This window comes from Thermostichus sp. MS-CIW-41 (assembly GCF_054058915.1).
Genome location: NZ_JBSSBO010000067.1, coordinates 1 through 11,100 on the forward strand (window position 1 = coordinate 1; position 11,100 = coordinate 11,100).

12 protein-coding genes are annotated in these 11,100 nt (G+C 59.3%); 7 read left to right on the forward strand and 5 right to left on the reverse strand.

Annotation, left to right across the window (positions count from 1 at the left end):
* From ACVWXE_RS13520 to ACVWXE_RS13530, 3 genes are all read left to right on the forward strand, one after another.
* Nucleotides 1-231 (forward strand): zinc ribbon domain-containing protein (locus tag ACVWXE_RS13520; protein ID WP_457490561.1); only part of this gene is annotated, 231 nt, incomplete at its 5' end.
* A 92-nt stretch (nt 232-323) separates the two neighbouring features.
* The gene (locus tag ACVWXE_RS13525; RefSeq protein WP_457490562.1) at nt 324-941 is read left to right on the forward strand and encodes an Npun_F5749 family FMN-dependent PPOX-type flavoprotein; all 618 of its coding nucleotides are present in this window, start codon (nt 324-326) and stop codon (nt 939-941) included.
* Between the two features lie 338 nt (nt 942-1,279).
* A complete protein-coding gene (locus tag ACVWXE_RS13530; protein WP_457388769.1) occupies nt 1,280-1,756 on the forward strand; it encodes a hypothetical protein in 477 nt (158 codons plus the stop codon).
* A 263-nt stretch (nt 1,757-2,019) separates the two neighbouring features.
* Here the strand turns inward: ACVWXE_RS13530 and folD are convergent, their stop codons facing one another.
* The 3 genes from folD to xseA form a co-directional block, all read right to left on the reverse strand.
* On the reverse strand, nt 2,020-2,901 hold the full coding sequence (gene folD, locus ACVWXE_RS13535; protein ID WP_011431762.1) for a bifunctional methylenetetrahydrofolate dehydrogenase/methenyltetrahydrofolate cyclohydrolase FolD: 882 nt from the start codon (nt 2,899-2,901) through the stop codon (nt 2,020-2,022).
* A gap of 92 nt (nt 2,902-2,993) precedes the next feature.
* The gene (gene xseB / locus ACVWXE_RS13540; RefSeq protein ID WP_011431761.1) at nt 2,994-3,230 is read right to left on the reverse strand and encodes an exodeoxyribonuclease VII small subunit; all 237 of its coding nucleotides are present in this window, start codon (nt 3,228-3,230) and stop codon (nt 2,994-2,996) included.
* The gene (gene xseA / locus ACVWXE_RS13545; RefSeq protein WP_457474023.1) at nt 3,211-4,440 is read right to left on the reverse strand and encodes an exodeoxyribonuclease VII large subunit; all 1,230 of its coding nucleotides are present in this window, start codon (nt 4,438-4,440) and stop codon (nt 3,211-3,213) included. Before xseA ends, xseB begins: the two co-directional genes overlap by 20 nt.
* Nucleotides 4,441-4,564: 124 nt before the next feature.
* On the opposite strand from xseA, the gene ACVWXE_RS13550 reads away from it, so the two are divergent.
* Nucleotides 4,565-5,719, forward strand: a complete 1,155-nt coding sequence (locus ACVWXE_RS13550) for an AI-2E family transporter (protein ID WP_414380611.1) — start codon at nt 4,565-4,567, stop codon at nt 5,717-5,719.
* Nucleotides 5,720-5,964: 245 nt separating this feature from the next.
* Here ACVWXE_RS13550 and ACVWXE_RS13555 read toward each other — a convergent pair whose 3' ends face one another.
* On the reverse strand, nt 5,965-7,329 hold the full coding sequence (locus ACVWXE_RS13555; RefSeq protein ID WP_457490563.1) for a hypothetical protein: 1,365 nt from the start codon (nt 7,327-7,329) through the stop codon (nt 5,965-5,967).
* A 225-nt stretch (nt 7,330-7,554) separates the two neighbouring features.
* On the opposite strand from ACVWXE_RS13555, the gene ccsB reads away from it, so the two are divergent.
* From ccsB to tig, 3 genes are all read left to right on the forward strand, one after another.
* Entirely contained in the window at nt 7,555-8,607 is a 1,053-nt protein-coding gene (gene ccsB / locus ACVWXE_RS13560) for a c-type cytochrome biogenesis protein CcsB (protein ID WP_457490564.1), read from the forward strand.
* Between the two features lie 84 nt (nt 8,608-8,691).
* Nucleotides 8,692-9,075: a lipopolysaccharide assembly protein LapA domain-containing protein gene (locus tag ACVWXE_RS13565; RefSeq protein WP_414384315.1), complete on the forward strand. Its 384-nt coding sequence runs from the start codon at nt 8,692-8,694 to the stop codon at nt 9,073-9,075.
* A 76-nt stretch (nt 9,076-9,151) separates the two neighbouring features.
* Complete coding sequence (gene tig / locus ACVWXE_RS13570) at nt 9,152-10,822, forward strand: trigger factor (RefSeq protein ID WP_457490565.1); 1,671 nt, start codon at nt 9,152-9,154, stop codon at nt 10,820-10,822.
* A gap of 17 nt (nt 10,823-10,839) precedes the next feature.
* Here the strand turns inward: tig and ACVWXE_RS13575 are convergent.
* Nucleotides 10,840-11,100 (reverse strand): zinc ribbon domain-containing protein (locus tag ACVWXE_RS13575; protein ID WP_457490566.1); only part of this gene is annotated, 261 nt, incomplete at its 5' end.

Sequence of the window (11,100 nt, forward strand, 5' to 3'; positions counted from 1 at the left end):
TCGGAAGCGTACACCAGCAAAACCTGTACCAAGTGCGGGCACATCCACACCAAGTTGGGTGGCGCAAAGGTGTTTAGATGCCCAAAGTGCAACCATAGGCTACCACGAGATTGGCAAGGCGCTCTGGGTGTTATGCTCAGAGCTTTGCGGGATACCGCCTTTCTGTTCGGAAACGGACAGAATGCTATCGCTTCACCGTTGAGCAGTAATGCTCAGCAGTGTTCAGCGTAAATGTATCAGACTCCCAATCTGAGGCTTCTCCACCCCCTAGCTAAGGGAGAGAGAGCCCCAATCCTGGCTTGCTTGCACCTTGCGAAAAACGGATGAAAGACCCGAAGGGCAATTCTACTGCGGATCCCTCTTGGCGGGCGCTGATTCAGGCGGCACTGCACCGGAACCGTAGCGATCCCGGTGTGCGGTATTTGCAATTGGCCACGGTGGATCCCCAGGGGCATCCGCGCAACCGCACGGTCGTTTTCCGGGGGTTTTTGGGCGATACCGACCGCATTCAATTGGCGGTGGATAGTCGCAGCGAGAAGATCCGACAAATTGCCCACTGCCCCCAAGCCCAGATCTGCTGGTATTTCTGCAAAACCCGCGAGCAATTCCGCATCGCTGGCACCCTTGAGGCCATCGCCGCCGATCATCCGGATCCCCAGGCCCAGCGCCAGCGGCAGCAGTTGTGGCAACAGATATCGGAAAAAGGACGGCTCCTCTGGTTTTGGCCGGAACCCAAAGGGCCGCTCGCCCCGCCAGAGGCTTTTATTCAAGAGTTGCCGAAAGAGAAAGATCCGCTGCCCCCGCAGACCTTTGTGGCTTTACTGCTGGAGCCAACGGAGGTGGATCACTTGCAGCTTAAGGGGGATCAGATCTATCCCCAATTGCGGACAGTGTACGAACGTACCTCCCAAGGGTGGCAGCGTCGGGCCGTGAATCCCTGAAGGCGATCCAAACTTGCTTAGCCTGGTCTGGAGTGGGGGATCCCTTATTCCTTGTTCCTCCAAAGCACAGGGAATATGAGGAATGGACGTGTTAACGTAGCTGAACGATCGTGTTCTGCACGGTGGGGGCGTTATCCTCTGATGGAACTCTGTACGCGTATGGCTGGTCTATCAGGGGTAGGGCAGCAGTTGATGCCTTTTGTCTAACTCGACACGTATCACTTTGGCTTGCAGTGGTCTCGATGTGCGTCTTGATCTGCTCATTCGCTCAGGCTGTTGCCTCTTTTTTCGCCGGCGGCCCATTGCTGAACAGAGCTTTGAGGGGCAAGGGATCCCTAGTGTTGTCTGCCGCTCTGGTTGGGGTAGGGGTTCTCGTGCAGGGATTGAGGGCACAGACTCTGGAGAAACCGACGCTGAAAGCCTTGGAGGATTCCGTTGAGGGGAATGTTGTCCCTGTTCTGCCCTCAGAGCCTGTCTTATCCCCCCAGGCTGCCCCCACCTCCGCCCGCACAGGATCCTTTCGTGTCGGCAATCGCACGCTCCATCCGGTTCGGCTGGTGATCTTGATGCGCAGCGGCGAACGGATGATCAATCCGGAAACGGCCCACTGGGACTTTGCCCCTGGAGAAGGGGGCAGCGAAGGATTGCTGCTGAGCTTGGGAGAAGAACCGCTGCAAATCGGCCCCGGAGACATTGTGGTGGCTTTCGCCCTGGATGGAACCCGCCGCTATTGGGGGCCCAATGTGGTGGGAGAGTCTCTGGCCCCGTTTTGGGATGGGGAGAGCGGCTCCTGGTCGATGATCTTGCAGCCTTAGGGTGCTCCGCGCGCAGCTTGGACATTTGCAGCGGTCACCTCAAACTCCTCTGGGGCAACTTCTCCATTCCTCACTCTTCTGGGCCAAAGGGGGAGGATCCAAGCAACAGAACATTTTGAGAACAGTCTCCAAACCATAGTCATTTCAAGCTAGATTGAGACACTCCCCAAGCGCTCTGTGCCGCTGCCGCGACCAACCCCAGCTCTTCTCCCAGAGAGAGAGGGAAGTTAGGGAACAATGCAACAGAAATGTTTCATTCCTGTTTAATAATGACTACACAAGTGGCTGCGCAGTTTATAGCTCTGTAGGGTGTTGGCCAGCAGCATCGTTACCGTCATCGGCCCTACGCCTCCCGGTACGGGCGTGATGGCAGCGGCCAACTCTTTGACCGCTTCATAGTCCACATCTCCCACCAATTGCTCGGCTCCGGTGGGGGTCTCGATGCGGTTGATGCCAACGTCGATGACCACCGCGCCGGGTTTCACCATGTCTGCCCTCAATAGGCGGGGGCGGCCCACGGCCATCACCACAATGTCGGCGGCGCGGGTCACTTCTGCCAAGTCGGGGGTGCGGGAGTGGGCTAGGGTGACCGTCGCATCGGCGGCCAACAACATCAAGCTCAAGGGCTTGCCCACCAAGATGCTGCGACCAACCACCACTGCCTTTCGGCCTGCAATCGGGATCCCTTCTGCCTGCAACAGGCGCATCACGCCCAAAGGGGTACAACTGCGTAGGCCGGGCTCGCCGCGCAACAGCCGGCCCAGGTTGAGGGGATGGAGTCCATCCACATCTTTGTCGGGATTGATGGCCAGAAGGGGGGGGATGGGATCCCAGCCGGGGGGCAGGGGCAGTTGGACGAGGATGCCATCCACCCGCTCATCCTGGTTGAGTTGGTCGATGGTGTCGAGCAAATGGGCAGGGGAGTCTTGGGCGGAAAAATGTCGGCCAAAAGAAGCAATGCCCAACCGCTCACAGGCCCGCTCTTTGCCACGCACGTAAGCCGCACTGGCGGGATCCTCTCCAACCCGCAGCACTGCCAATCCCGGTGGCCGCCCCACCTGGGGTATCCAAGCTTGCACTTGGGCGGCCATCTCCGCTTGCAAGCGGGCGGCTAAGGCTTTGCCATCGAGGATCTTTGCGGGCATGGGGGCGCAAGGATAAAGACAACCATCCAACGACCATCCATAGTGAAGCAGAATGGCGACAGCAGTGCAGGGGGAATGATCAGGTGGGATCCCTATGATTCGGGCAGGTCTTCTTCCTCTTGGCCCAATTGCTCGATGATGATCTCCACCTGCTGCCGCTTTTGCTCTAAAAAGTCCGCGCAGGTTTTCAGGGTTTGGGCGGCCTGTTGAAAGCGCTCCACCACTTCTGCCAGATCCAGTTCCCCCGATTCAATCTGGGCAATCAAAGTTTCCACCTCGGCAATGGCTGCTTCATAGCGCCACGGCTCCTCACGTTTGCGGCGGCTCATGGCTCTCCTCTACTCGTACCCATAGGCTTCCCGAGGCCAGTTGTATCATCAGGCGGGTTTGGGGAGGCAGGCGATGGGTGCGGATCAGGGATCCCTCTTCATCTCGCACCAAGGCATAGCCCCGTTTCAGAATGGCTTCGGGATCGAGCGCTTGGAGGCGATCTTGCAGGGCCTGTTGGTGCTGTTGGCGTTGCTGGAAGCGATGGCGCACGGCTTGGAGCAGGCGATGTTGGTGTTGGGTCAAGCGATCCTGAGCCTGTTGCAACAGCCGCTCTGGATGCACGTAAGCCAGGTGGTGTTGGGCCTGCTGCAAACGCTGCTGGGCCCTTTCCAAAGCTTGGCGAGTGCGTTCGATCAACTTCTGGCGCAACTGGGATCCCTGGCGCTGCAATTCCCCCAGATCCGGCACGATCCGCTCGGCAGCCGCCGTTGGGGTGTGGGCGGCGTAGTCAGCAGCGTAGTCCGCCAGGGTTTCATCCCGCTGGTGGCCAATCCCGGTGACCACCGGGATCCGACATTCGGCAATGGCTCGCACCACCCGCTCATCGTTAAAACAGGCCAAATCTTCGCTGGCTCCACCGCCCCGCGCCAAAAGAAGCACTTCCGCCCGCCCATCCTGTTCCACCCGGCGAATGGCCCGCACAATTGATTCCGGGGCCGCCTCCCCTTGTACTTGAGCTGGGGAGAACAGCACCCGTAGCCCGGGGTAGCGCTGGTTGAGGGTGCGCCGAATATCTCCCCAGCCGGCAGCGTGGGGGGAACTGACGACAGCAATGCACTGGGGATGAACAGGCAGAGGTCGTTGGTTATCGAACAAGCCCTCAGCACTGAGGCGGGCCTTGAGCTGTTGAAATCGCAACGCCAACAGCCCTTCCCCGGCAGGCAGCAATTGCCAGATGACGAGGCGATAATGGCTGCCGCCGCTATAGATACCAAGTTGCCCAAGGGCAAGCACCTGTTGCCCCACTTCCGGCCAGAAGCTGAGCCTGGAAGTTTGGCCCTGCCAGACCACCCCCTTGAGAACGTCACCGGTTTCCGGATCGACTAGGGTCAAGAACAGGTGGCCATTGCGGTTGCGCTGGCAACTGGAGACTTCCCCGCTCACCCACAGCCTGACCAAGTAGGGATCCCCGGCCAGCAGCGATTTCAAATAACGGGACACTCCCCCCACCGAGAGCAGGGGAGCTTCATCCGTGAGCAAAAACTCCATCCCACTGCTGCGGGCGGCTAAAGTCACTTCTGAAGGGACAGGATCGCGCATCCAGGGTTCTCGAATAGCGATGGGACTTGTCGGGATCCCATCTAGAATAGGCGACAACCGGGCGAGAGAGGAGGTGAGCTGGCGGGTGACCTTCGCCCAGTGGCTGGGGCTAGGGGCGCTGTTGGGCCTGCTAGTTCTGCTTTGGCAGATCCGGCAGATCCTGCTGTTGGTGTTCGCGGCCATTGTGTTGGCAGTAGCATTGGATACCTTGGCCCAGATCCCACAGCGCTACGGCTTTCGGCGTGGCCCCTCAATTGTCATCACCAGTTTGACGGTTTTGGTGGCCGCGATCTTGGTGGGGCTAATCGTGGTGCCCCCCCTGGCGGAGCAGTTGCGGTGGCTGTTTACCGATGGGGTGCCCGCCGGGATCGTGCAAGCGCAGCGGCTGTTCGAGAGCTTGATTCTCTCTTTGCCGACGGATATTGAGCTGCCGACGCTGCGGGAATTGGCCAATAGCTTGGTGCCCCAGGCCACCGAGTTGGTGCGACAGGTGCGCGACTTTTTCTCCGAGTCCTTCACTGCCTTTTTCGGCACCCTGCTCAACCTGTTGTTTGTAATCATCCTCACCATCTTGTTGTTGGCGGATCCCCAAGCCTACAGTCGCGCTTTTGTCTCGGTTTTCCCGGCCTTTTACCGTCCCCGCATTCGCTACATCCTCAAGCGCTGTGAGCTGGCGCTGCGAGGGTGGCTGATGGGGATCCTGTTTACCAGCACCTTGGTGATGCTGCTGAGTGGGATCGGGCTGTGGATTTTGGGGGTGCCCCTGATCTTGGCCAATGCGGTGCTGGCGGGATTGTTCAACTTCATCCCCAATATCGGCCCAACCCTGAGCGTGGTAGCCCCCATGCTGGTAGCCCTCACGGATGCCCCTTGGAAGTCCTTGGCAGTGCTGGGGCTGTATATCCTGATCCAGCAGTTGGAAAGCAGCGTCTTCACCCCCATCGTTATGTCCCGACAGGTGTCGCTCCTGCCCGCCCTAACCCTAGTAGCTCAAGTTACTTCAGCCTTTTTCTTTGGGGTGCTGGGCCTGTTCCTGGCCGTGCCTTTGGCGGCAATCCTGCAGGTGTGGATTCAGGAGGTGCTAATTCGGGATGTCCTGGATCCCTGGCAGGGATCCCGATTGCGGCCCTTGCTCAGGTTGGAAAGTGGAGAGAACGGGATCCAGAGCTCCACCCAGGCGGAAAACCAGGATCCCATTCCGCGACCGCAATCGGTGCGAGAAGGTTGAGGGGGCAATGCTCCTGGCTTGGCTCAGCCACACCAGCCTAGCTACGCGACCAAGAGAGCAGAAAGCGGTTCTTGCCCTGAAGGACTTGACCGGTATAAAGGCCCCGCACCGCTATCGCGAGCGAGAATCCAACAAGCGGCAACCGTGCGCCCAGGCAGAGGGGCATTGGGAGAACAGTGAGACCTACGCCCCGCTGCGCGAAGGGCATTCTATCAACTTTCTATCAACTCAAGGACTCCGTCCCGCTATTGCTCACCTGGCAAGGTTGGACTGTGGAGTCCCGGCGGGAAAAGCCGCAACCCCTGCTGGCGCACTCGCCGCTCCTGGAAAGGGATAGGGGTCACGCGCGGCAAAGGCGTAGCCACAGGCTGGGGAGTTGAAGTGGGCACAGCTTGCGGAGAGGGCTCTGGGCTGGGCTCAGGCGTAAGCTCAGGTTCGGGAGTGGCCACCACGGGCGGTGGCGTTGGAACAGCCGGGATCCCCTCTGGTGTCGGACGGGGGCGGCCCAGTTGAAAGCGCGGCTGGCGACGAGGTGCAAGCGTGGGCGTCGCCTCTGGCGTTGGAGTCGGAGTGGGTGTGGGTGTGGGCGTCGGGCTGGGTGTTGGCGTCGGAGTAGGAGTGGGCGTGGGTGTCGGAGTGGGCGTGGGTGTCGGAGTTGGCGTTGGCGTCGGAGTAGGAGTGGGCGTGGGTGTCGGAGTGGGCGTGGGTGTCGGAGTTGGCGTTGGCGTCGGAGTAGGAGTGGGCGTGGGTTCCGGAGTCGGCGTGGGTGTGGGCTGCGGCTGCACAATGGCGAGGGCCTCTTCGGCTTTTAGCTCCCCCCGAACCAGCTTGGAGAGGGTGTCTTGGCCGCCAGGGGTGTAGGTGATCTCGCGGGCGGCGCTGTTGAACACATTGCGGATGGGATCCCCTTTGCTGTCCACCAGTTCCAGCACCATCACATTGCGACCGGGCCTGAAGCCCTTCAGATAAAAAGACTCCCAGCGATCCAGCAGGCCAGATTGGCCGTTGAGGGTGTAGCGGATCCGCCAGTCCCGTGGCAAGTCACTCAACAGGCTCTCCCGCACTGGGGCATTGGCCAGCCAGAAATCCACCAAGATTGGCTCGGCCCCGTAGCTGCCTGTGGGGCGGTTGTAGGTGAGCAGGGGCAGTTGCGGCTGTGGCACGTACTCGGGGGTGGGAGCTAGCACGTGGAAGCTAACCTGGGCATAGGCTTCAGAGTTTTTGAAGCTCTCGTGCCAGGGTTTGCCGGCAAACACCCGCAGAGTATGGGATCCCGGCTCCAAATCCTTGAAAACGAGGGGAGCATCGGCATCGTAATGGGCGATGTAGGGACGGTTGTCCAGCACCACGTGTAGATGAGGGCCGAGACCCAATTGCGGATCTTGGAAAAGCGGATACCCTTGCACCGCGAAGCGAACGGTTACCTGCCGCTCTGACAACACCTCACCTGGCTTGGGGCTGAGGATCTGAACTTGCGGGCGACAATACTGCAAATGGGCATCCAGCTTGGCAATCTCCGGGGGAACCGGCACGCGCTCTAGCTGGGGAAGCTGTTCCTGCGGGGGTTTAGGCGGGGATCCCCCACAAGAGGCCAAAACGAGGGCGGTCAACAGACAGATCCACCATCTCAACAACCCCCACCTTCTCAACCTGGCATTTCCCGCGTGTTCTTGCATGAGCCTTACATCCCAATGCTCTTTGTATCCTGCCGAGCCGCAGACAAGCCATCCCCACATTACCAGCATGTGTCCTTTGGGGAAGATCCCTTCCCCCGCCCTAGAATGGGATCAACTGGCCTGGCTCAAGCCGGGTCGGAGACACTTTTGAGGTCGTGTATGGCTCTGTTGGCGATAACAGCTCTTGCGGGCATGGATCTGGCCCAGTGGCAAGCTCTGCTCAACAACGTGGCGTTTGCCATTTCTCTGGGGGCCATGCTGTTCTACTGGGGTGGGGCAGCTTTTCCCCAGGTGCAGCTTTTGGCCGAATTGGGCCTAGCGGGGATGATCGGGGCAAACTTGACGATGGCCGCCCTGTTGACGGCCCGCTGGATCGATGCAGGCTACTTCCCCTTGAGTAATCTGTACGAGTCTTTGTTTTTCCTGGCCTGGGGGATCACCGCTTTGCACCTGCTGGCCCTCTACTGGAGCCGCAGCCGCTGGGTGGGGGTCATGACTGCCCCAGTTGTAACCGGGATCGTGGCCTTTGCTGCCTTGGTGCTGCCGGAAGATATGCAGGTAGCCCAGCCCCTCGTGCCGGCTTTGCAATCCAACTGGCTGATGATGCACGTGACTGTGATGTTGCTGGCCTACGCGGCGCTGCTGGTGGGATCCCTTCTCTCCATCAGCTTTCTCATCGTCACTCGCGGTCAGGAAGTGCATCTCAAGGGCAACTCCCTCGGCCTGCAATTTCGCCCTCCTCAACCCCAAACCCATCCCGAATGGGCGGAAGCCACCCTGCCTTCCCCGGCTTCGGAACTGGCCTATGCCGGCCTCCGCTCCCCCCGCCCTGCCCCCTCGTCGGCTGAACTCCCCCCCCAACCGGCCCCCGAAGGGATCCCCTGGCAACGGCTGAGCCTAGCAGAAATCTTGGACAACACCAGCTACCGGCTCATCGGGCTGGGCTTTCCCCTGTTGACCATCGGCATTATCGCCGGCGCCGTTTGGGCCAACGAAGCCTGGGGTACCTACTGGAGCTGGGATCCGAAAGAAACCTGGGCCTTGATTACCTGGTTGGTCTTTGCCGCCTATTTGCACGCCCGCATCACCAAAGGCTGGCAAGGCAGACGCCCCGCCCTCTTGGCCAGCTTAGGCTTTGGGGTGGTTTGGGTATGTTACCTGGGGGTCAACTTTCTGGGCAAAGGCTTACACAGTTATGGCTGGTTTTTCTGAGGGAATTTTTCTCAAAAACCGGCCCGAGTTTATGGGTATTCTGGTGCTGGCAAGCCGTAGTGGATCCCTTCGAGGAGAAAAACGATGCGACTGTTCAACTACCTGATCTTGTTTTCAGCCCTCCTGGCCATTGCCCTCTTTGCCATGCAAAACGCCACCCCGGTCACGGTTACTTTTGCCCCTGGCGTCAGCATCGAAAGCCCTCTGGTGATGGAACTTCTGGCTGCTGCTGGGATTGGGGCCGCCCTCGCCTGGCTGTATAGCCTCTGGATGCGCGTACAGTTCAGCATCGAAGCCCGGGAAAAAAATCGGCAACTGCAGGAGAAGGAGGTCACCATCACCGAACTCAAGGAAATGGTGGTGGAGCTGGAAGCCAAAGTGAAGCAACTGCCCCCCAGCAAGCGTGCCGAACCCCAAGAGGACATCCAGGATGTGAAAGAAGTGGCCACCGAGGGATCCCCTGCCTAAAATCCCCAGGTTGACCCACAGGCCGTTGAGGTAGAATTGAACTTCTACTTGCCCCTCTCCCTAGCTCATACTTCCTATGCAGGTTATCCAAGAAAAACGCCCTGGCAGCCGGGTCGGTCTCAAAATCGTGGTAGAAGCCGACCGGGTGAAGCGCTCCTACGAAAAAACCTTGCGTCAACTGGAGCAGAATATCCAAATTCCGGGATTCCGCAAGGGCAAGGCCCCCCGCAACCTCGTTGTGCGGCAGGTGGGCCGCGAGCGCATCCTGGCCAGTGCTGTGGATGACCTAATCAACGAGGCCATTCAACAGGCTTTCAAGGAAGCTCAGCTCACCCCCATCAGTCGGTTCGAGCTGGATGATGAGGTGGGTCAGCTCTTGGCTCAGTTCAACCCCGAAGCAGACTTCAGCTTCTCAGGATATGTTGAGGTGTACCCCGAAGCCCGCGTTGGCCAATATAAAGGGCTGACCGTTACGGCAACCCGTGTCGACGTCAAGCCTGAGCAAATTGACCAGCTCATCGACCGATGGCGGGATCAGCGGGCCACCCTCTTGCCGGTAGAAGATCGGCCTGCTCAGTTGGGGGATGTGGTGGTGATCGATTTTGAGGCCCGCGATGCAGAAGGCAATCCCCTCGACGAGATGACCACCCAGGACTTCCAGCTGGAACTCAAGGAAGACAACTTCATCCCCGGTTTTGTGGCGGGCATCGTGGGCATGCAGCTCGACGAAACCAAGGAGATTGCAGCCACCTTCCCCGACGACTACTTCAGAAAAGAGTTGGCCGGGAAAACGGTTACCTTCACTGTCTGCCTGAGGGAGATCAAGGCCAAAGAGCTGCCCGAATTGGATGATGCCTTTGTGCAAGAGATCAGCAGCTTCCAAACGGTAGCCGAGTTGCGGGAACACCTGCAAAAGCGCCTCGAACAGGATGCCCTGACACAATCTGAGGAGAACCTGGAAACCGCCATCCTTAACGCCATCTTGGAGACTACTGAGGTGGATTTGCCGGAAACCCTCATCGAACAAGAAACGACACAACTGCTGGCCCAGAGTCTCCAGGCCCTGCGGCAGGAAGGCATCAAGCCGGGGGAGCTCCGTAAGTTCTTGTCCGAGTTGCCTCCCGAAACCCTTAACCAGTTGAAAGAGCGCCACCGACCCGAAGCCATCGACCGGCTGCGGCGCACCTTGGCCCTGAGCGCCATCGTTCGGCAAGAGCAAATTGCCGTAGGTTCCACGGAGTTGGACGTGGAAGTGGAAGAAGTGATGGCGGCCTACGCCCAGCAAGGGCAGAGGCTGGATCGGGAACGAGTACGCCAAGCCGTCTATGAAGGCTTGCTGACCAACAAGGTGATGGCCTGGCTGAAGTCGCAAACTACGGTCAACTGGGTCGATGACGAGGGAAATCCAACCCAGGCACCTACTTCTTTGGCAGGCTCAGAGGAGAGGGTTGAAGTGCCAGAGGCCGAGTTTAAGTTCGATGAGCCAGAAGCAGAGGTATCCGGGATCCCTGAGGCAATTGAATCCTCCTCAGAGACGGCTACGGGGGCGGAAACGGATGGAGAAGCCGCAGTCGTGGAAGCCGAACCGGCCCCAGAAGAGGCTGTAGAAGCATCCCCTGCTGAAACCGTCTCAGCCTCTGCGGCAGAGGCAACGCTCCCAGTTGAGGAGAAAGCGGCAGAGACCGCTACAGAGATCCCGGCAGCAGAAAAGCCCAAGCCGAGCAAAAAGGACAAAAAAGGCAAGTAAACTACCCGACACCCGCGCTATGCGCAGAGTGCGGGCTTTATCCCAATCCCCAGCGGCCCCAGAGGACAGCTAAGTTTCGGAATTTCAGGCGAGTCTACAGTCGCCCCAAGGAGAGAGATTACTTGAGCAGCGTTATAGTCAGCATCCCCTTCCCACCCGCAGTGTCCACACTTGAACGACTTGCCATTGCGGTAGGACTTACCCCGCTCAGGGTGGATGTGCAGGCATTTGTGGCAGGTCTGACTGGTGTAGGCAGGCGGCACCAGCACCACAGGCAC